This is a genomic window from Pseudoalteromonas sp. SCSIO 43088, assembly GCF_023650795.1.
Taxonomy (GTDB): Bacteria; Pseudomonadota; Gammaproteobacteria; order Enterobacterales; family Alteromonadaceae; genus Pseudoalteromonas; species Pseudoalteromonas shioyasakiensis.
Window position 1 is genome coordinate 144302 of the sequence record NZ_CP072676.1, and the last position, 22730, is coordinate 167031.

Sequence of the window (22730 nt, forward strand, 5' to 3'; positions counted from 1 at the left end):
TCATCAATTTTAAAGCCTACACTTTCCAAAAAATGCCTTTGCGGTAGCAGCTGTACATGACACCATAAGACATCACTAAAAACAGCAGTGAAAAGCTAAAAGAAGCGAGGTGATCATTGCTGATCACTAATTGTATTAAGCCATAAATACTGCCTTTTAAACTGCTATCGCCGAGCGGGATCATAATTAATAGCCGTGCAAACACGCCTGCAAACATAAAAAATAATATCGCATTTGCACCAAATACAATAAATGGAGCGCCCCAGTTGCGCAGCTTATAAATATCTAAAATAGCACTGCACAGTGCATAGAAAATCGCTGCAAGCCCTGAGCTGAGGAACACATAGCTCGGCGTCCATAACGCTTTATTGATAGGTGTTATTGGCGAAATAGCATAGCCGGCAATAACAGCTAATGTACCCAGTAAGATAAGTGTACGAGCTTGTTTTTTAAGGTCGGGTTGCTTAGTTAAATAAACCGCAGTCAACATACCGCTAAGCGCACTCGCAGTGGCAGGTAGTGTTGAGAATAGCCCTTCAGGGTCAAATGGCAGTGGCTTAGCATTGGCATAATACAGGTGATGACTACCAAGTACGGCATTGTCTATGTAGGAACTTAAGTTATTGCCATGTAACCATAAGCCACTGACTACCTCGCCGTTTGGCAAGGTATACGGGATATAAAGCATGGCAGCGCCATAAAACAATAAAAGAGCGATGCAAGTAATGGCTATTTTCTTAGGCGATAAATAGAGATAACAACACAGAGCGACTAAATACACCAAACCGATACGTTGCAGCACACCCAACACACGCAGCTGCAATAACCTGTCATCAACCCAGCTAAAAGAAGGGTCTCGAAAGTTGTAATAAAACAAGGCTAAAAACCAACCGAGGGCAATGAGTTTAATGGTGCGAATAACCCCCGCTTTTAGTATGTGTTGATCACTGACCCTTTTAGCACGCAAGCTATTTACTGAAAGCGTGATAGACATGCCGACAATAAAAATAAAAAACGGAAAAATTAAGTCGGTGGGCGTCCAACCATGCCACTGTGCATGTTTCAAGGGCCAATACATCGCTCCCCAACTACCTGGGTTATTCACTAATATCATGGCGGTAATAGTCAAGCCCCGCATTACATCTAACGCCATGAGGCGATGTGAAGGGAGTTTATTGATGATTTCAGCACAGTGGTGACGCATAGGAAAACTTTATTGTTATTTTGTTTTTATAGTGTAATAAATTATTACATCAAAGCAAGCTGCTTTTTAAACAATATAAATCGCATAAATTAGCCATTCCTCTAACTCTATAAAGTTTATAGTTTATTAAATTCAATATGTTAAACCGCGAAGGTTGTTGGTAAGTGACTTTGATGTTGTTCATATTCAACGAGCGCTTGGTAGCTGAAGTTTTAAACAGAGTTACTTTAATTAATTAGAGTAATTGCACTCATTTGTTTGCGCTAAATCAAATTATGACAAAAGTTCTATAGAGGTACATAGAACATCTTGCTAGTATAAAGGTATTAGATGTACCCGATATGGACTTTGGGCCTGTATGTGAGAAATATCGTGCTTAATAGTCTTAGCCATGGTTTAAACCTACGCCGCTTAATTTTAGTGTTAGCGTTTTCTACAACGCTTATTACCTTTCTAAATAGTTATTACTCGAGCTATCAAGTTCAGAAGCAACAACTAATAGATAAAACCCTAAATAACCATAAAGCATACGCCGCTAAGTTGGTGTCGGCGACCGATAACTTTTTACTGACTGCTCAGCAACAGCTTGCTTATGTTGGAAAAATACTTGAAGACGATTTTAATAATCAAGGCTTAATTAATTCTGAGGCTGACCGACTAAGGCTACAAACCAATAGTTTTAATTCGACCATTATTGTTAATGCACAAGGCGATATTTTAGGCGTTTCTCCAAAGTCATTGAAACTACAAAACCGTAAAGTAGATAGCTTTGGCACTAAAGCGGCTTTGTCGTATCGTACTCCAATGATCAGCGAGCCGTATATTTCGATGGCGGGCAATTTACTGATTTTTATGTCGCAGCCTTTATTCGATAAACAAAGTAACTTCATTGGTTATATTGGCGGCACTTTGTACTTAAAACGTGCCAGTATTTTAAATGAATTGCTGCAAGTTCATTATTATCAAGATGGCTCTTATCTGTATGTGGTTGATGAAAACCATCGCTTACTCTATCACCCAGATAAAAGCCGTATTGGTGAGCAAGTGTTTGATAACCAAGTAATTGAAGAAGTACTAAAAGGAAACGCCGGCACCCAGCTTGTTACCAACAGCAAAGGCGTTGAGATGCTTGCAGGCTACGCTCCTATGACAGTTGCTCCATGGGGAGTCGTCACTCAGCGCCCTCTAGAAAGCACGCTTGCACCGCTTGATAATTTAATGTGGCAAGTGTTTATCAAAACCGCCCCAATAGGTGTACTCACATTTATATTGATTTGGGTGTTAGCACGTTTAATTGCTCAGCCTTTAAGGCAGTTAGCCGAAACTGCAAATACGTTAGATCGCCCTTCAACGTCACTTGAGCTGACACAAATTCGCTCATGGTACTTTGAAAGTAATGAGCTCAGAAAAGCCATGTTAAAAGGGGTCGGGCTATTACAAAGTAAAATAGGGCTATTGCGCCAAGAAGCGCAAACTGATCCCCTCACTTGCCTGCATAATCGCCGTAGCCTCGATATGCAAATTAGCCATTTGATAGCTCAACGTTGCCCTTTTGCTGTATTGGCTATCGACATCGATCACTTTAAACGGGTTAACGACGAGTTCGGTCATGACATTGGTGATGTGGTTCTACAGTCGTTAGCTAAAATTTTGTTAGATGTTACTCGTGATAGTGATGTGGTTGCTCGTACAGGTGGTGAAGAATTCATTGTGATTATGCCAAGAGTGGAAGCAAAACGTGCGTATCAGCTGGCTGAGCGTTTGCGTATGCGGGTGTCAGAAAGCTACATTGACCCGGTTGGCTGCATTAATGTATCGATTGGTATTTCGGGCTGGCCAATTGAGCAATTAAGCATTGATGAAGTATTTAAGCTTGCTGACCAAGCTTTATATCAAGCTAAAAAAACCGGTCGTAACCGCTCAGTTGTCGATGCCACATACAGCCAAGACCTTGCTCCAGTTTCTGAGCCTTCAATCTTGGAATAAGTTATTTAATGTGCAATAGTGGATGCTATTAAGTTATTTATGGAAATCAAAATGGCATTCACTTTTTTGGCTCGTTTAACTAAATCCACTTCTTTGTTAGGTATTGCGCTTATGAGTGCAAGTACTGCTTATGCCAACCCAAGCGATGATAAACGTAGCGAATTTGTGGATGTAGGTGCTTTGCTACCGAATGCTGTGTTAGATATCCGTTATTTTGGTCATCACAACTTTGTTGGCAAACCAGTTGATGGTTACAACGCACCTAAATGTTTATTGCATAGCACTGCTGCTGCGGCTCTTAAAAATGTGCAAGTAGCAGCGCAAACCCAAGGTTTGAGCTTAAAAATATTTGATTGTTATCGCCCGCAGCGCGCCGTTGATCACTTTGTACGTTGGGTTAACGATTTAGAAGATACCCGCACTAAAGCTGAGTTTTATCCAAACTTAGGCAAAGACAAGCTGCTTGGTGATTACATCGCCGCTAAATCGGGTCACAGTCGTGGTTCAACGATTGATTTAACGTTAGTTGATTCAAAAGGCAAAGAGCTCGATATGGGCTCACCGTTTGATATGTTCGACACTCTTTCTAACACCGACGACCCGCGAATTAGTGCAGAGCAAAAAGCCAATCGATATAAACTTAAAAGCCTGATGACAGAGGCCGGTTTCGCCCCTTATTCAATGGAATGGTGGCATTTTACCTACCAACCGCAAGCATATCCCGCCACCTATTTTGATTTTGTGGTGGAGTAGGTAAAACAGCTTTAAGCTTTCAGCTGTAAGTTTTAAGCCGAAAAGTGTTGTTTTTGAATGTTGAGTTAGCTTGATTAAATGGCGTTGAATGTTAGACACGCCATGCAAGCATGACGCCTACGGTTTGATGTAGGCGTGAAACTTGTTTCACGCGTCTGACGGCTGATAGCTGAAGGCTGACAGCTCCTTCTAGAACCTATCGCATGATGACGCGGGATAAACCCGCTGCTACAAGTAGGCGTGAAACTTGTTTCGCGCGTCTGACGGCTGATAGCTGAAGGCTGACAGCTTCTACATCACCTCTTTAATCGGCGAATAATCAACTTTAATTTCAACAATATCGACATTGGCATTTTGTTTAAAAGCGTTTTGCACTTTTAATAAATCAGTGTCTTTTTCAGCAAGGTAGCGATAGCTTTTGTTGGTCATTTTTTTCAGCGTATATTGGCTGCTAAACGCTACTGGTAAGCTGTTTTCTTTTAGCGTTAAGTAAATTGCACCCGTTGCGATGCCGCGCTCTTGCATTGCATGATTAAAGACTTCTGTGCCCTTGGTTAAAGTAGGCGCATCAAAGGTAATTTTTTCGCCATTATTACTAAAAGCGTTCGTCGATTTTTGCTTGTTGATTTCGACTGCTTTTTTAACATCTTTAACTGAAGTTTGTTCTTTTTGTGAACTGGTTGTTGGCTGCTGTGTTGTATTTTGCTCGCTTATTTCATTTTTTTGACAGCCTGATACTAGTGCTAATGTTATTATAAGTGCTTGTATCTTAATTGTTTGGTTCATTATGTTCCTGCTTGTTTGTTACTTTTGTTTACAATTAATTCTGTTTTTTAATTGCCATATTGGGTACATTGGCAGCGGTTATGATTGTTAACCGAAAATAAAAATATAACAATAGGGAACGTAAGGAATGTCTCAATTTAAAGTAACAGCAGTTGCTACCATGGTAACGGCTATCTTGGCATCATCTCAAGTACAGGCAAGTGAACAAACTCGCTTTTATAATGCTTCAAGCGTTAGCTCTCAAGTACAATTTAATCCTCAAGTATCTCAGCAACGTGCATTAGCTGAGCGTCGCACTGTATCGGGTCACAAATCTATTTTCGATGCGCAATTAGGTAAAGCTACTTTCCTATGGAATGCAGTAGGTCAAGCTAAGCCTGATATGGCAATGGTGCTTCCTGAGCAACGTAATGCTTACGCTGCAGATTTTTATTTAAATGCCTTAACAGGTGTTAGCACAGCTAAAAAAGGTGTATCAAGCGCTGTATTAGCAGATTTATCTGAGCAAAAGCTTGGCTCAATCACAGCTAAATACAAGCAAAAAGTTCATGACATTGAAGTATTCAACCGTGAATACAACCTGATCATGGATAAAGAATATAACCTAGTTGCTGGTTCTGGTTATTTCGCTAACACAAGTTCAAATGCAACGCAGTCGTTCGCGCCACTTGCTGAGTTTGTTGGTGCTGAGCAAAGCATTAAACGTGCAATTAAAGAACTTGCTGATATCAATGTGTCGTTAACTAAATCAACTGAGCAAGGTGACTATGTTAAGTACACTGTGTCTAACCAAAGTGGTGACAAAGTTGTATTAGGTCAGCCACGTGCTAAGAAAGTATTCTTTGAAGTGGCGGGTGAGCTGCAATCTGCATACTATGTTGAAGTAGAAGTTGCTGATAAAAACAGCCTAGAAAGCGATTACTTCAGCTACGTTATTGGCGCGCAAAACAGCAAAGTTTATTTCAAGAAAGACTTAAAAGCACACGCTGCAGACTTTAACTACCGTGTATGGGCTGACGAAGATGGTTACCCGTGGGAAGGTCCACACGGTGACGTGATCCCAGCTGATGGCCCAGATCAAATTGATGAAACTGAAATCCTAGATGCACCACTTGTAAGCTTGTCTTACTATAAAAAATTAAGCACGATGGATCCGTGGCTTGCTGATGACGCTACAACAACATCAGGTAACAACGTATTTGCTTATGCTGATGTAATTGCACCTCAAGGTTACACTGAAGGTGACTTCACTGCTGAAACTACTTCAGATTACACATTCGATTACCCTTACCAAGTTGATCAAGTAGCAAACAGCTACGACAACCGTAAAGCGGCAATTGTTAACTTGTTCTACATGAACAACTTCTTACACGATTTCTTCTATGACCATGGTTTTGACGAAACATCAAATGTTGCACAAGTATCAAACTACGGCCGTGGTGGTGTAGAAGGCGACCCAATCGAAGCACAAGCGCAAGATAATAGCGGTTTAAATAACGCTAATATGGCAACACCTGCTGACGGTGCAAGCCCACGCATGCAAATGTACTTATACAACTCGAAAGATGCGAAAGTGGGTGTAGATTTCGGTGTGGTTGTAACATCAGATGAAACAATTGGTCTACTTGAGTCTTCTAAAGTATCTGGCTTTGGTCAAATGCAATTTGCTGATATCGCAGGCGAAGTTGTTCGTTTAGTTGACGGCAATGATGTAGATTCTGGTAGCGTAACAGACGGCTGTGAACCTGCAACAAATGCAGCAGAACTAGCTGGCAAAATTGCGCTAGTCGATCGTGGTTCTTGTAACTTCACAGCAAAAGTACTACACGCTCAAGAAGCGGGTGCAATTGGTGCTATCGTTGTAAACAACAACCCAGATACAGATGAGCCAGCGCCAATGGGCGGTGAAGACGATGCAGTTATCATTCCTAACATGGGTCTGAACTATGCTGACGGTCACGCACTTTACGATGGTATCGCTGCAGGCGACACTGTTACTGTTAATATGTTCAACAAAGCAACGTTAAAAGACGGTACGCTAGATAACGGTATTATTGCTCACGAATGGGGTCACTACATCAGTAACCGTTTAGTGGGTAACTCATCAGGTCTTATCAACTTCCAAGGCCGTGCGATGGGCGAAGGTTGGGGTGATTTCCACTCACTGATGTTCATTGCTAAAGCTGATGATATTAACATTCCAGGTAACGACAAGTTCCAAAAAGCCTACGGTAGCGGTACATTCGTAGAAGATTTCTACTATGGTATTCGTCGTGTTCCATATTCAACCAATATGGAAGTAAACCCGCTGTCTTTCCGCCACATTACTGAAAATGAAGGTGCTGATGTAGGTATTGCTCCAACTAATGTTGGTTCACCACACGCAGCAGGTGAAATTTGGGCAACTATGCTTTGGGAAAGCTATGTAGCACTTATCAACGAGCACGGCTTTGAAGAAGCTCAAAACCGTATGGCTAACTACTTAGTTGCTGGTTACAAGCTAACTCCAGTTGCTCCGCTATACACAGAAGCACGTGATGCTATCTTAGCTGCAGCGTACGCAGTTGACCCAGAAGATTACAAACTAATCTTAGGTGCATTTGCTAAGCGTGGTATGGGCTTAGGTGCTAAAGCGCCAGAGCGTTTCAGCGAAGATTTAACTGGTGTTGTTGAATCAGATAAAATGAAACTTGCCAGCTTCACATTCAAAGATGTGGCAATGGATCCAAACTACAACGGTGCAGAGCTAGGTTATTGTTCAAACGATAACGTGCTAGACAAAGGTGAAACAGGCACGTTAACAGTTAGCATCATGAACACAGGTAGTGAAGTACTAACTGGTACTCAAGCACAGTTAACGGTTGTTAGTGGTCACGATGTAACGTTCGAAAATGATGGTTTAATCACTTTTGACGATACAACTCCTTACGCTTCACAAACAAGCGCACCTATCACGTTTACACTAAATGATGCAGGCACTGCTGATACACTTGAAATCGAAGTGTCATTCCCAGAGCTTTCTGCAGATGACGAGATTGTTGAAGCTGCAAGCGATACAGTATCTTACCTTGTGAACATGGACTTTGAAGATAAAGCACCAGTTAGCTCACAAACTGCTGACGATATGGAAGTAGCAGGCGCTTCATTACGTGACTGGAAAGAAAACGTAATGACAGGTGATGACTTAGCTGTTGGCACACAAAGCATGGCAACTGGCGGTAATGTTAACTTCTTCAACAGCTTTGGCTTCGGTCTTGGCGAGCAAACCATGTACCTAAACAACAATGACTTCCAGTCAGATGTTGCGGTTGAATCAAGAGAGTTTGATATCGGTTTTGCTGGTGATTTTGAAGTTTCATTCTGGCACTTCTACCTAATCGAAAACGAATGGGATGGTGGTGTTGTAGAAATCAGCGTAAACGGTGGTAACTGGGTAGATGTTACTGAAATGGGCGGCACATTTGATGTTGGTTACGATGGCCCTCTAATCGAAAACGATGCACAAGCGCTACAAGATCGCGATACCTTCACAGGTAACAATGTTGATGGTAACGGTGTTTATGGTAACTACGAAACAATTCGTTTCGGTACTGAACTAAACGGTAACCGTGCAAAATTACGTTTCCGTATGTCATCAGACAGCGCAGTACGTGAGTTCGGCTGGTGGATTGATAACGTAACTGTTAGCAATGTAACGTCACCAATCTTCTCAAACGTAATTGCTGGTGATGCATTAGCATGTGATAACGCACTACCATTACTTTCTGTATCGGGTGATGAGTCTGTTTCTGAGTCTGCTTCAGGCACATTAACGGCAACAGCGTCAGACCGTAACAGTGATGACACGCTAAGCTACACCTGGACGCAACTAAGCGGCACAACAGCAACACTTACAGGTGCTGACACTGCAACTCTAGGCTTCACGCCAGGTGCTATCTCAAGCGATGACGAGTTAGTATTTGAAGTAACAGTAAGCGATGGTACAGACTCTGTATCAGAGCAGTTCACTGTTGCCGTAACTAACGAAGCTGAGCCAGTAGAAGAGAAGAAAGTAACTAAATCTAGCAACGGTAGCTTTGGTTTCTTAACACTACTACTTGCACCATTAGCGCTTATCGGCCGTCGCCGTAAACGTAAATAAGACTTTTAAATAGTGATAACAAAGCCCTTACAGCTCGCTGTAAGGGCTTTTTTGGTTTTAAGTTAGTGAGGGAAAGTTAGCGAGGGGAAAGGGGAAAGTTTCGAGATGCGAGATACGAGATATGAGATGCGAGATGCGAGATGCGAGGTAGCAGCGATTTTACATCGCGTCCTAGCGCCTAGAGCCTAGCGCCTTTTTGTAGGCGTGAAACTTGTTTCGCGCGTCTGAACGCTGATAGCTGACGGTTGACAGCTCTTTTTACTATCGTTGTGGGGTCATCAATACTCGATAACCCCACATTTCTGACTTACAGCTTAAAGCTTAAAGCTCAAGGTAAACTATTGAACCGTTGCTTTTAGGCCGCGGCGTTTTAATAACGCTGAGGTGTCTGGCTCTTGACCACGGAATGCTTTGAACGATTCCATAAGGTCACGAGAGTTACCCACTTCTAAAATTTCTTTGCGGTATTTATCACCCATTTCGCGGGTTAAACCACCTTGCTCTTGAACATAAGCAAAGGCGTCTGCCGCTAAAATTTCACTCCACATGTAAGCGTAGTAACCCGCTGAGTAACCGCCGCCCATTGAGTGTGAGAAGAAGGCTGACTTATAACGTGGTGGTACAAACGGTACATCAACACCATGTTTTGCAAGCGCTTGTTGCTCAAACTTTTCAATGTCTTGTAATGGTGCATCAGCAGAAAGTGAATGCCACTCCATATCAAGTAATGCAGCTGCAACGTACTCTAGGGTATCAAAACCTTGGTTGAAGCTACGTGATTGAATTACTTTTTTCAGTAGCTCATCAGGAATCGGCTCGCCAGTTTTATGGTGTTTTGCATAGTTAGCGATAACTTCAGGGTACATGGCCCAATCTTCCTCAAATGTTGATGGGAACTCAACGAAGTCGCGTGATACTGAGGTGCCAGATAGAGTCGGGTACTTCACGTTTGAGAACATGCCGTGTAAGCCATGACCCAGCTCGTGGAAAATTGTTGTTGCTTCATCATAACTGATAAGCGTAGGTTCGCCATTCGCGCCTTTTTGAATGTTCATAACGTTTACGACAACTGGCTTTTGTTCTTTAAGGCCAGATTGTTTAACGAATGAGCTCATCCATGCACCGCCACGTTTGCCTTCACGAGCGAAGTAGTCAGCAAAGAAAATGGCTAAGCTCTTTCCATTTTCATCAAATAACTCATAGGCTTTTACATCAGGGTGGTAAATCGGAATATCGTTACGTGGTTTAAAGGTGATGCCGTATAAACGGTTCATGGTGAAGAATACGCCGTCTTCTAAAACGCGATTGAACTCGAAATATTCTTTCACTGCATTTTCGTCAAGGTTGTATTTATCTTTACGCACTTGCTCTGCGTAGAATAACCAATCCCATGGCTGTAATTTAAATTGTTCACCTGACTCATCAATCTTAGCTTGAATAGCCGCCGCTTCTGCGTTGACGTTCTGCATTAATGCAGGGATCATGCTTGCAAACATATCAAATACAGCTTGTGGTTTTTTCGCCATTTGAGACTCTAAACCAAAATCAGCCCAGCTGTCGTAACCTAATAGTTTCGCTTTTTGAGCACGTAACTGAGCAAGTTCTGCCACGATATCACGGTTACTATTTTCGCCCGATAATGCACGCTCAGCCGATGCACGCCATACTTTTTCACGTAAATCACGGTTTTTCAGTGTTGCCAGAATAGGCTGACGCGTGGTGTTTGTGATCTTAATTAGGTATTTACCAGGGTGACCTGCCTCTGCTGCGGCATTGGCAAGCTGCTCAATTTGACCTGCTGGTAAGCCCTCAAGCTCTGCTTTGTCATCCACTAAAACAACATTTGTTTTAGTCAGCGCTAATAAGTTTTGTGAGAACTGAGTTGTTAAGCTCGAGTGCTTTGTATTGATATCACGAATTTGTTGTTTTTGCTCTGCACTTAATTTTGCACCAGCACGCACAAAACGTTTGTAGTAAACGTCTAATAAACGCTTTTCTTCAGCAGTTAAGGCAAGGCTGTCAGCTTCGCTGTGAATAGCCGCTACTTTCTCAAAAAGTGCTTTATTTAAGAAAATGTTGTCGCTATGAGCCGCTAGTTTTGGCGCTAACTCTTTTTGTAATTCACGACGTGCCGGGTTTGAATCCGTACCCGCTAGATTATAAAAAATACTGCGTGTGCGTGTTAATAGCTCACCACTTTTCTCGAGCGCAACAATCGTATTGGCAAAATCAGGCTTTGCTGGATTGTTGATAATAACCTGCACTTCAGCCATTTGCTCAGACATGCCTTTATTAAATGCCGGCATGAAATGTTCATCTTTAATCGCACTGAAATCAGGCGTTTCGTATTGTAATACGCTTTTCACAAACAGTGGGTTAGCTTGCTCTTTTGCAGCAACAGGTGCTGATTGCTCTGATTTAGGCGTTGATGTTGTTGTTTGAGGTTCTGAACAGGCTGTGAGTAACAGCGCAGAACTGATCGCGGTTGCGATTAGGTGTTTCATAGTTTTTCTCTTGTCATTTTTAAAATTAAATTGTGTCGATATAACCTTGCACTTACGCTTTATAAGCTCTTGATTTCTATAGCAGTTAAAGCGAATTACAAAAAGATGCTACAAAAAATCAATTATATGAGGCAGGTATCACCATGTGATCAATGAGCCCAGCATACTGTGTCTTATTACAATTGACCTCATACGTTGCGATAAGGTGATTATTGGCTGCGATAAGCCGTTAAAATTCTCTAAGATCGGAAAGCCACTTATTACTTTGCAGCTTAAATATAAATAGTCTGACCTAATAGATCTTTTTGACTCATAACAGTGTCCAAATAAAAACTTTGTGGTATGTTATATTGTAACAATTTAATCTGCAATCAATCTTGCCATGGAGTGCATTTTTTTACGATAAGTTGCAAATGTTGCTGAATAAGCAAGGAGTCATATGGCTATCATAATTAAACATGCCTGCGTTGTTAATGAAGGACAGCGCGAAATAAACGATGTACGAATTGTTGGTAATCGAATCGGTGAAATTGCTAAAGATATCAGTGCCAAGGCCAATGATGAGGTAATTGATGCAAGCGGTTTGTTGCTATTACCTGGCATGATCGACGATCAAGTTCACTTTAGAGAGCCAGGCCTTACCCACAAAGGCACGATCGCCAGTGAATCCGCCGCCGCAGTGGCTGGTGGCATTACAAGTTTTATGGAAATGCCCAATGTTTCACCACCGACTACCACGGCAAAAGCACTTGCAGATAAATACGCGATAGCGGCGCAAACGAGCGCTGCGAATTATGCGTTTTACTTTGGCGCAACCCCAGACAACCTCGATGAAATTAAAGCCCTTGATACCAAAAAGGTATGTGGTGTTAAAGTGTTTATGGGAGCATCAACAGGCGATTTACTGGTTGAACACCCTCATGCCCTTGAAGCCATTTTTCGGGAAAGCCCAGTACTCATTGCCACCCATTGTGAGCAAGGCGAAGTTATTCAACAAAATCAGCGCCGTTTAGCAAAGCGCTATGGTGAGTTACGTATCGAACATCACCCATTTATTCGCGATGAGTTAGCGTGTTATGCATCTTCATCGTATGCCGTATCGCTGGCAAAACGCTATGGCTCACAGTTACATGTTTTACACCTTACAACAGCAAAAGAACTAGAGCTATTTAGTAACGCACCCATAGAGCAAAAGCACATAACTGCCGAAGCTTGCGTGCATCATTTGTGGTTTAACCAAGATGATTACGCAAACTATGGCAATCAAATTAAATGTAACCCTGCCATAAAATCAGAGCAGGACCGCCAAGCGCTACTCGCAGCAGTACGCGATGGTCGCATTGATATTATTGCCACCGATCATGCCCCTCATACTTGGCAAGAAAAACAGCAACAATACAGCGCTGCACCTGCTGGTCTGCCATTAGTCGAACATGCATTACTGTCGTTACTTGAACAGGTAAAACGTGGTGCGTTGAGCCTTGAGCAAGTCGTTGAAAAAACAGCGCATAACGTGGCAAAGCGATTTGCTATCAAAGAGCGGGGGTTTATCAGAGAAGGCTACTTTGCTGATTTAGTCCTGGTTGACCCAAACGCAGAAAAGCACGTTGAGCATACAAACACACATTACTTATGCCAATGGACTCCTTTCAATGGCATTACTTTTTCACACCGAATAACACATACCTTTGTAAATGGTGAGTGTGTCTTTGATGGGCAACAAGTGACCCCGCACAAACAGGCCGCTATGGCCTTAACATTCAATCGTTAAAAGAAGTCGATATGCAATTACCCGATATTACCTCGCACTCTAATGTAGATTTTCAGTCACCTTTAAAATGGGTCGGCATGGAGAAAATAGCATTGCCTTTGAAGCTTGCACAAACTCATGTTGATGTGCACTTGAATACCAAAGCTGATGTGTTCGTTAGCCTTGATAGTGATGCTAAAGGCATTCATATGTCGCGTCTTTATTTACTACTTAATCAGCTACTGGCTAAAAAAAGTTTAACGACTCAGCGTGTTAACGAGTTTATGCAGGCTGTTTTAGCATCACAAAAAGGCTTAAGTAAAGGCGCAAAACTGGTGCTGCATTTTGATTTACCCGAGCTAAAACCAGCGCTACTTAGCGACAATGCAGGTTACAATGCTTACCCTGTCGTTTTAACTATTACAAAGCAGCAATCACTTACCATTAACTTAAAAGTCGATATTGCCTACAGTAGCACGTGCCCGTGTTCAGCGGCATTATCGAGGCAGCTTTTGAGCGAGGCAGTCGATAAGCAATTTAGTGATGAGCATATAGATAAAGCCTCTTTACTCAATTGGCTTGCAAGTGAACAGGGCTCAATTGCAACTCCCCATAGCCAGCGCTCTTATGCTTATATTGATGTCACTTTTAGTAGTGAAAAGCTACCAGATATTAGCGGCTTTATCACATTATGTGAGCAAGCCATAGGCACCCCAGTACAAACCGCCGTAAAGCGTGAAGATGAACAAGCATTTGCTGCCCTTAACGCAAAAAACTTACTGTTTTGCGAAGATGCAGCAAGGCGATTGAAGCAGTGCTTCGAAACCATGCCGAGCATTGCTGATTACCAATTTAAGGTTGAACACCAAGAAAGCTTACATGGCCACAATGCCGTGGTTTATGAGTCTAAATATTAGGTTCATGAACCTAAAATGGTTTACAAATTTTGACATTAGCGGTCGCAAAATATTGCTATTCATTTTCACAATGATAATGATACGAGCGCTAAAAATGATAAACATAATAATATAAAGGACGACTATGCGTTTTAAATTTATTGCTGCTGCAGTGGGTCTCGCTGTAGCAAATGTTGCTGTTGCCGACGAAGGCATGTGGCAACCTCACCAGCTACCAGAGCTTGAATCAGTGTTAAAAGCGAAAGGCTTGAGCATTGATGTAGAGTCAATTTCAAAATTAACAGAGTTTCCGATGAATGCGGTAATTAGCCTTGGTGGCTGTACAGCTTCGTTTGTTTCACCAAAAGGCTTAGTTGTCACAAATCATCACTGTGCCTATGGTTCGATTCAATATAACTCGACTACCGAAAACAATATTTTAGAAAATGGCTTTTTAGCTAAAACAACAGGCGAAGAAGTGCCAGCTGCGCCGGGTTCTCGTGTTTTTGTAACAGAGCAAGTAACCGACGTTACAGATAAAGTAAATAAAGGGACTGAACAGCTAACCGGTAAAGCACGTTTTGATGCAATTCAAGCAAATGAAAAAGCACTTGTTAGTGAGTGTGAGCAAGACAAGAGCTACCGCTGTAATGTGTATACTTTCCACGGTGGTCTTGAGTATTACCTTATTAAATCGCTAGAAATTAAAGATGTACGTTTAGCGTATGCACCTGCTATGGGCGTAGGTAAATACGGCGGTGATATCGATAACTGGATGTGGCCGCGCCACACAGGTGATTTCTCGTTCTATCGCGCGTATGTTGGCAAAGATGGCAAGCCAGCTGAATATTCAGAAGATAACGTGCCGTATCAAAGTGATGCGTTTTTAAAAGTAAGCGCTAAAGGTGTTCAAGAAGGCGATTTTGTGATGGTTACCGGTTATCCGGGCAGCACAAACCGTTACCGTATTTCGCCTGAAGTTGATTACGTGTTTAACACAGCTTACCCATTAGCGCGTAAATATAACTCTAAATATGTCTCGTTAATTGAAGAAAATGCGCCTGAAGGTTCAGAGGCACGTATCGCTTATGAAAGCACGATTGCGGGTTATAACAACTACATTAAAAACTATGGCTCAATGATTGAGAGCTTCAATAAAGGGTCAATGTATAGCCGTAAGCAACAATTCGAAAAAGATCTCACTGCATGGATCAATGAAGATAGTAAGCGCAAAGCCAAATACGGACACGTACTTGCTGATTTATCTGCGCTAGTTGCACAGTCGCAAGAGCATAACCAGCGCGACCGCATGTTAGGTTACGTACACCGCTCGCAAATGATCTCAACTGCTCGACGTTTATACCGTTTAGCTTACGAGAAACAAAAGCCAGATGCTGAGCGCGAAAGCGGTTATCAAGAGCGTGATATGCCACGTATCGAGTCTCGTTTAAAAAGCATGAGCCGTCGTTATGATGAAGCCGTTGATAAGGCTATTTTACTGTACTTTATTGATCAATACGCTGCATTACCTAAAGACGAGCGAGTTGCAGAGGTTGATAAAGCACTTGGCCTAACAAACGGTTTTGATAAACAAAAACAGCAAGCCTTGCTTGATGATATGTATGCTAAATCGGTTCTTGCAGATGAAAGCAAACGTTTATGGATGGCAGATCTTGACCTTGCTCAGTTAAAGCAAAGTAGCGATCCATTCATTCAGTATGCGCATGCAATATTTGCAGTCACAAAAGATATTGAAGATGCGAAAAAAGAACTGGCTGGTAAACAGCAAGCTGCTCGCCCTGCATTAATGGAAGCAATCATCGCTTATAACAAGGCACTTAATAAGCCAGTTTATGCTGATGCTAACAGCACCCTGCGTGTAACTTACGGTACGGTAGGCGGCTATTCACCGCAAGATGGCTTAGTGGCAACCCCCTTTACATCTTTAGAAGGACTACTTGCTAAAAACACCGGTGTTGAACCATTCAACTCACCAGAGAAACAAAACGAGTTAATTAAGCAAAAGCTTTATGGTGATTACACCGGCGGTATGAATACGGTTCCGGTTAACTTTTTATCTAATGTAGATACCACTGGTGGTAACTCAGGCTCACCAACGCTAAACGGTAATGCTGAGCTAGTTGGTTTGTTATTTGATGGTGTTTACGAAAGCATTATTGGTGATTGGGATTACGATGAAAACTTAAATCGCTCAATTCACGTTGATTCACGATACATGTTGTGGGTAATGGATAAAGTTGATAATGCTCAAAACCTACTTAAAGAGATGACTATCGTTAAGTAATCTAAGTTAAACGCTAATTTAAGCATTAAAATGCCAGTCTAACAGACTGGCATTTTTGTTTTTTATAAAAATAAAATCATTTAATTTCATAAGGTTGAAAAATATTTATAAAAATTAATTTTTCTTAAGTTTTATTTAAGTTTCGCTCGATAAATTTTACACATAACCTAAGTGGAGCGAACAATTATGCTTTCAGTTCAACAATCACATCAAACTCAAGTTCAAGAGCCTGCCTTTGTTTGCATGCGTGAAGGAGGCCAATTTCGTGACCGCCTTGAGCGTAATATTAAGCAAGGTTTTGCTGCAGCCTATGACGCGAAAATTTCGCAGTTCATGCCGCTTCTTTGTGAGCTTAATGTTGATGATGAAGTATGTACCTTAGGCCTTCGCTCTGCATCACAACCTTTGTTTATTGAACAATACCTCCCTGCGTCTATTGAGCACTTTGTTGGTGCCAAGCGTGAGCACATTTTTGAGCTAGGTAATTTATGCTCAACGCACCGAAAAGCCACCTTGGCACATTTTGTTTTAATGAACGAAGCACTCTATCAAGCAGGAGCAAATTATTTAGTGTTTTGTGCAACCCGCAAAGTGAGAGCGCTATTAAAAATGCTGGGTGTCAATTGCAAAGAAATCGGTGTTGCAAATGCGCAAGCACTTCAAGATCCAGCAAGCTGGGGTAGCTATTACGACAATCAACCAACCATCTGTGTGGTTGACCTAAACGAAGCTCATCAGCGTGTATTAAATACCCCCGTTTTATTCAATATCAAACAGCAGTGTTTACAGTCATCGCTTGAGCTTGCTGTATTTTTGGAGGCGTTATGAGTTGGTTAACACAGTTACCACATAAAGATAGCGATACCTTAATGGTTTGCCACAAAAGCGATGGTGTGCGCTCACTAACTAAACAAGAATTTACTGAACAAGTGACTCGCTTGCTACCTACCTTGGCAGAATTTGATGCCCAAGGTGTGGCTTATCAATTAGATAACACACCTGCTTGGTGTGTATTAGAAGCTGCGCTTAGCGAGCTTAAAAGAGTGGCTATTCCGCTACCAACGTTTTTTACTGCTCAGCAAATTGCGTTTGGTTTACAAAACAGTGGGGCAGGTTTATTTGTTTGTGACCGTGCTTACGAAGGCGAGCATGCTAAATTAGTGGCGTTAGTAGATGTATGTAAGCATTACCCTTTATATGTTTACCAATTGAGTAATACACAGCCTGTGCCATATTTTGCAAACACGCAAAAGATTACCTTTACGTCTGGCTCAACGGGCACACCAAAAGGCGTGTGTTTATCGCTTGAAAGCCAATTGCAGGTGGCAACATCACTTTATCAAAGCATTGGTTTAGAAAAACCAAACCATTTATGTTTACTGCCGCTACCTGTTTTGCTTGAGAATTTAGCCGGTGTGTATGCGCCGCTATTAGCGGGTGGCACGGTTAACTTAGTGCCTTTAGCTGAACTTGGTTTTTCAGGTGCACAGCTACTTGAACCACATAAATTAATAGCCGCAATTGAACGTACTGAGCCAAACACCCTTATTTTAGTGCCTGAGCTACTGACTTGTTTAGTGGCTTTTGCAAAGCAAGGCTGGCAAGCACCTAAAAGCTTAAAGTTTATTGCAGTAGGTGGCGCAGTTGTAAGCCAAGTGCTTATTAAGCAAGCTCGTGAGCTCGGTTTGCCGGTTTATCAAGGTTATGGTTTATCTGAATCTTCATCGGTGGTGAGTTTAAACACTCGCGATGATGATGACATTGACACCGCAGGGCGAGTACTTAAGCACATTCAATACAAAATTGAAAATGGCCAGCTTTATATCAAAGGCTCATTGTTTTTGGGGTATTTAGGTCAAGCAGCACAAGATGCTGATGACTGGTATGCAACCGGTGATCTCGTTACTGAGCAAGCAGGTCGCTTGGTTATTCAGGGCCGCTTGAAAAATCAGCTGATCACCAGCTTTGGGCGCAATATCAGTGCCGAGTGGCCAGAGTCGTTATTGCTTAGCCACAGCCAGGTACAACAAGCGGTGGTGATTGGCGAAGGTCAGGCATTTTTAGCCGCGCTTATCTATGCAAACGAAGCGATGAATGACGCTGAACTTGCTACCCATATTAGTGCACAAAACGCGCAACTACCCGAATACGCACAGATCAGAAAGTGGCATCGAATGGCAGAGCCTATGAGCCACACGCAAGGTTTATTAACCAGCAATAATCGCCCTAAACGCGATGTTATTAATCAATTTTTTGCTACAGAGATTTCAGCACTTTATCAAGAGGCGACCAGCATGAGTCAATTTTTCAATACATTACAAGCCGAAACACAGAAAGAACGTGACTACCTTTTAGCTGCGCCGATTATTGGCCGCGTTTTTAAAGGTGAAGTAAGCCTAAGTGAATATGCATCGTTCTTAACGCAAGCTTATCACCATGTTAAGCACACAGTACCACTGCTGATGGCAGTCGGTGCAAAGCTGAGCGATAAACAAGAGTGGCTGCGCGAAGCTGTTGCAGAATACATCGAAGAAGAGTTAGGCCACCAAGAATGGGTGCTAAACGATATTGCAGCCTGTGGTTTTGATAAAGAGCAAGTGCGTCATTCTCGTCCACAGTTTTCGACCGAATTAATGGTGTCGTATGCCTATGATGCAATTAATCGCGGAAACCCATTAGCATTCTTTGGCATGGTTCATGTGCTCGAAGGTACCTCGATTGCATTAGCCGATAATGCGGCGGGGCAAATTCGTGAGGCTGTAGGCTTACCTAAAAAGGCGTTTACCTACCTTACTTCGCACGGTGCACTGGATATTGAGCATGTGAAGTTTTTCGAAAACCTCATGAACAAAATTGATAACGAGGACGACCAGCAAGCCATCATTCACGCCGCAAAATGTTTTTATAAACTGTACGGCAATATTTTCCGTGACCTCGATTCAGAACCTTTCTTTAGCGAGGCTGACTTGGAGCAAAGCGCATGAGTAGCCCAGTTTGTGTGCTAACCGGTGCAACAGGGGGCATTGGCCGTGCTATTGCCCTTCGCCTTGCAAAAGAAGGTTGGCGTTTATTACTCGTTGGTCGAAATGTGAAGGAACTTGCTGCACTGCAATTGGAGTGTGGCAATGATGCTGAGTATTTTCAGGCCGACCTTAGTAACAGTGAATCTCGCGATGACCTAGCTAAGTTTGCTCAGCAAATTGGCGGGGCAACGTTACTAATCAATAACGCAGGCGTTAATGTAATGCAGGGGTTTAGTGAAATTAGCGAACAGCAAATTGATCATCTGTTAAATATTAACCTACATGTGCCTATTAAGTTGTGTCAGCTGTTTTTACCACAAGTGACCCGCAATAAAGGCACGGTTGTCAATATTGGTTCATCGTTTGGCAGCATTGGTTATCCGTATCAAACCTTGTACTGCGCAAGCAAGTTTGGCCTAAGAGGGATGACCGAAGCCCTTGCTAGAGAGCTAAGCCACAGCGATGTGAAAGTATTGTATTTAGCGCCTCGTGCCACCGATACCGCGATTAATTCGCCGCAAGTACGTGCGATGAACAAAGAGCTGGGTAACACCATGGATCCGCCAGAAAAAGTGGCTGATGCATTAATAGATTTAATTAAATCAAAAAAACGTCGTCGTTTTATTGGTTTTCCAGAAACATTATTTGCCCGTATTAACGGCGCATTTCCATCACTCGTTGATAACGCAATAGCAAAACAACTTCCTAAAATTAAAAGTTTTTTTGCCAACTAAATTGATCAAGGTGAATGATTATGACTAAACTAAATTTAAAAGCCCTAATGATGTTAGGTGTTATCATGGCTGCGCCTGCAAAAGCCGACTTTAATAGCGATTTAAGTTCGGTGCAAAAGCAGTGGGCAGTGGTTAATTACGAATTAGTTGACGATGCGCAGTTAGATGCATTCGAAAAGTTAGCGAGCGAAACCGCAGAGTTTAGCAAAGCCAACGACCAGCAAGCAGCCAGCCATATTTGGTACGGTATTGTGTTATCGAGCTATGCAGGTGCAAAAGGGGGCTTAGGCGCGCTAGGTCTTGCAAAAGATGCGAAAGCACAATTTGAAAAAGCGCTAAGCCTAGATCCAAAAGCGCTTGATGGCTCGGCATACACAAGCCTTGCAACCTTATACGGTAAAGTACCAGGTTGGCCTATTGGTTTTGGTGATGACGATGAAGCGAAAAAACTGTTTAAGCAAGCGCTTGAGCTAAACCCGCGTGGTATCGATAGCAACTATTTATATGCGTCATTCCTATATGACGAGCGCAAGTATAAATCAGCTAGAGAGTTTTTATTAGTTGCACAGCAAGCGCCAGCGCGCCCTGAAAGACCCAAAGCAGATCTTTACCGCCAACAAGAAATTACTAAACTATTGGCTAAGGTAGAGAAAAAAATAAAGAGATAAGCTATGCATTTATTGCTCGTTGAAGACGACCATTTAGTGGCAGAAGGCCTGTGTCGCTCTTTACGTCAACAAGGATACAGTGTTGAACATAGTTCGACCGTTAAGTCAGCGATGCAATGGCTGCAAAATGATGAAATTGAGCTGGTAGTCCTCGATTTAGGGCTACCAGACGGTGATGGTATCGACATTTTAAAACACATCAAAAAGCATCGTAAAAACCTGCCCGTGGTGATTTTAACTGCTCGGGGTAGTATTGATGATAAAGTCATGGGGCTTGATTTAGGTGCTGATGACTACCTAGCAAAGCCATTTGATCCCGCAGAATTATTTGCCCGTCTTCGGGTTGCCAGCAGGCGTGTGACCCAAGCACAAACCAGCACTTTAAAAGTTGGTGATGTTGAAATGGACACCGCCGCTTTTACCGTGAGCTTTCAAGGTGAGCCAGTAAACTTGCCGCGCAAAGAGTTTATGCTCCTTAAAGCCTTGCTAGAAAACCAAGGTCGCGTGCAATCAAAACAGCAGTTAGAAAGTAAACTGTACGAATGGGGCGAAGAGGTGGGGTCTAATACCATCGAAGTACACATTCATCACTTGCGTAAAAAATTCCCAAAAGAGTTTATTAAAACCTTGCGCGGCATTGGTTATGTGGTGGGTAAACGCTAGTGTCAATTCGTAAAAGGCTGACTCTACTTATATTGTCTATGGTGATCTTAACCTGCTTTTTGGCATTTACTAAAGGTTACCGTGAAAGTATGAATCAGGCTGAAGCACTGCTCGATAACGAGCTGGTAACGCTGGCACATGTGTTAATCGAGCAGCCACTCAGTAAAGAAACCCCAGCTTATACCAGTGATTTACCGCAGTTATTGTTTCAAGTTTGGGTTGATGATAGCTTGGCCTCAAGCTCAAAATCATTGCAGCAAAATCTTAGCAATCAAAGTCAGTGGCAAACCGGGTTTAGTGTTGAGAACTTGGCTGGGCAACGAGTCAAAGTGTATCGCTTAAGCGAAGGCAATAAGCGAGTGCTTATTGCAGAGCCTTTGAGCAAACGTGTGGCACTAACCGAAACCGTGATTTTGTCGGCCATGACGCCGCTGTTATGGAGTGTGCCTATCCTTGCCCTTCTTATTAGTGTATTTGTAAAACAAGGGCTTGCACCACTAACACGGTTATCAAATCAACTCAAACATCGTCAAGCAAATGATTTTACAGCTATTCCTTGGCAAACCCCAGAGCAAGAAATAAAACCCGTAATTAGCCGTTTAAATGATCTATTCAAACGAGTTGAAAGTGCTTATTTACGAGAGCGCTTTTTTGCCTCTGATGCGGCCCATGAACTGCGTACCCCGCTCAGTAGTTTAAAAATCAATGTGCATAATTTAGTAGCTCAAGGTATTGAGAGTATTGAGCTTGATGCGATGGAAAAAGGCGTTGATAAGCTGAGCAATATCGTTGAACAAATGCTGATTTTGGGGCGTACCTATCCAGAGCAATGGCAAGCGCAATTTAGCCCCGTGTCGGTGTTAGAAATTAGCCAGCAGGTTGCCTCACAACTTTATGATCGTATTGACGAAAAAGAGCACACAATTAGCATTGATGGCGATGATTTTATCATCGCCGGTGACGAATTCACCTTAGTTACTTTGTTTGGCAATTTACTGAGTAACGCCATAAAATATACCCCAGCTGCGGGAGAGATTTGTATTACTCTGAAAACCGAAAACAATCGTTTTATCTGGCAAATAGATGACTCGGGCCCCGGTATTGATGAAGCTCAAAAACAGCGTATTTTTAACCGTTTTTACCGTGTGGGTGGCGATAAACATCCATCAGGTGAACAAGGAGCCGGGCTTGGTATGGCCATTGTTGAACACATAGTGTCGATTTATAACGCTGATATTGCTTTAGCTGACAGTCACCTTGGTGGCTTGCGGGTGAGTGTCTCTTTTATGCAAGGAGATGTCAGTGAATAAATGGATT

Annotated in this window: 15 protein-coding genes and 1 pseudogene; 13 read left to right on the plus strand and 3 right to left on the minus strand. The window is 42.4% G+C overall.

The features are described from left to right. Window positions 1–16: 16 nt before the first annotated feature. Entirely contained in the window at window positions 17–1204 is a 1188-nt protein-coding gene (locus J8Z28_RS18500; protein ID WP_250660724.1) for an acyltransferase family protein, read from the minus strand. A gap of 330 nt (window positions 1205–1534) precedes the next feature. On the opposite strand from J8Z28_RS18500, the gene J8Z28_RS18505 reads away from it, so the two are divergent. Both J8Z28_RS18505 and J8Z28_RS18510 read left to right on the plus strand, forming a co-directional pair. Beyond that, complete coding sequence (locus tag J8Z28_RS18505; RefSeq protein ID WP_082710898.1) at window positions 1535–3190, plus strand: sensor domain-containing diguanylate cyclase; 1656 nt, start codon at window positions 1535–1537, stop codon at window positions 3188–3190. A gap of 51 nt (window positions 3191–3241) precedes the next feature. Beyond that, the gene (locus tag J8Z28_RS18510) at window positions 3242–3943 is read left to right on the plus strand and encodes a M15 family metallopeptidase (RefSeq protein ID WP_250660725.1); all 702 of its coding nucleotides are present in this window, start codon (window positions 3242–3244) and stop codon (window positions 3941–3943) included. 291 nt (window positions 3944–4234) lie between these two features. Here J8Z28_RS18510 and J8Z28_RS18515 read toward each other — a convergent pair whose 3' ends face one another. Continuing rightward, on the minus strand, window positions 4235–4729 hold the full coding sequence (locus J8Z28_RS18515) for a serine protease external chaperone (protein ID WP_250660726.1): 495 nt from the start codon (window positions 4727–4729) through the stop codon (window positions 4235–4237). 127 nt (window positions 4730–4856) lie between these two features. On the opposite strand from J8Z28_RS18515, the gene J8Z28_RS18520 reads away from it, so the two are divergent. Further along, the gene (locus J8Z28_RS18520) at window positions 4857–8870 is read left to right on the plus strand and encodes a rhombosortase-dependent M36 family metallopeptidase (RefSeq protein ID WP_054563170.1); all 4014 of its coding nucleotides are present in this window, start codon (window positions 4857–4859) and stop codon (window positions 8868–8870) included. A 338-nt stretch (window positions 8871–9208) separates the two neighbouring features. On the opposite strand, the gene J8Z28_RS18525 is transcribed toward J8Z28_RS18520, so the two are convergent. Beyond that, window positions 9209–11374, minus strand: a complete 2166-nt coding sequence (locus tag J8Z28_RS18525) for a M3 family metallopeptidase (protein ID WP_250660727.1) — start codon at window positions 11372–11374, stop codon at window positions 9209–9211. Between the two features lie 439 nt (window positions 11375–11813). On the opposite strand from J8Z28_RS18525, the gene J8Z28_RS18530 reads away from it, so the two are divergent. The 10 genes and pseudogenes from J8Z28_RS18530 (at window position 11814) to J8Z28_RS18575 (ending at window position 22723) form a co-directional block, all read left to right on the plus strand. Beyond that, complete coding sequence (locus J8Z28_RS18530; protein WP_250660728.1) at window positions 11814–13145, plus strand: dihydroorotase; 1332 nt, start codon at window positions 11814–11816, stop codon at window positions 13143–13145. A gap of 11 nt (window positions 13146–13156) precedes the next feature. Next, window positions 13157–14041, plus strand: a complete 885-nt coding sequence (folE2, locus tag J8Z28_RS18535; protein ID WP_250660729.1) for a GTP cyclohydrolase FolE2 — start codon at window positions 13157–13159, stop codon at window positions 14039–14041. A 124-nt stretch (window positions 14042–14165) separates the two neighbouring features. Further along, a complete protein-coding gene (locus J8Z28_RS18540; RefSeq protein WP_250660730.1) occupies window positions 14166–16325 on the plus strand; it encodes a S46 family peptidase in 2160 nt (719 codons plus the stop codon). A gap of 186 nt (window positions 16326–16511) precedes the next feature. After that, window positions 16512–17153, plus strand: coding sequence for a thermostable hemolysin (locus tag J8Z28_RS18545; protein WP_442961418.1), 642 nt, complete (start codon window positions 16512–16514; stop codon window positions 17151–17153). Continuing rightward, a pseudogene (locus J8Z28_RS18550) lies at window positions 17150–18607 on the plus strand (AMP-binding protein); the annotation flags it as partial. The gene J8Z28_RS18545 and the pseudogene J8Z28_RS18550, both read left to right, overlap by 4 nt. A 12-nt stretch (window positions 18608–18619) precedes the next feature. Next, window positions 18620–19309 (plus strand): iron-containing redox enzyme family protein, encoded by a 690-nt coding sequence (locus J8Z28_RS18555; protein ID WP_250660890.1) that lies wholly within the window; start codon window positions 18620–18622, stop codon window positions 19307–19309. Further along, window positions 19306–20082 (plus strand): SDR family oxidoreductase, encoded by a 777-nt coding sequence (locus J8Z28_RS18560; RefSeq protein WP_250660731.1) that lies wholly within the window; start codon window positions 19306–19308, stop codon window positions 20080–20082. Before J8Z28_RS18555 ends, J8Z28_RS18560 begins: the two co-directional genes overlap by 4 nt. Window positions 20083–20102: 20 nt before the next feature. Beyond that, on the plus strand, window positions 20103–20750 hold the full coding sequence (locus J8Z28_RS18565) for a tetratricopeptide repeat protein (RefSeq protein WP_062565412.1): 648 nt from the start codon (window positions 20103–20105) through the stop codon (window positions 20748–20750). A 3-nt stretch (window positions 20751–20753) separates the two neighbouring features. Then, window positions 20754–21413 (plus strand): response regulator transcription factor, encoded by a 660-nt coding sequence (locus J8Z28_RS18570; RefSeq protein ID WP_063528423.1) that lies wholly within the window; start codon window positions 20754–20756, stop codon window positions 21411–21413. Then, entirely contained in the window at window positions 21413–22723 is a 1311-nt protein-coding gene (locus J8Z28_RS18575) for an ATP-binding protein (RefSeq protein WP_250660732.1), read from the plus strand. The genes J8Z28_RS18570 and J8Z28_RS18575 overlap by 1 nt, the downstream gene beginning before the upstream one ends. Window positions 22724–22730 lie beyond the last annotated feature (7 nt).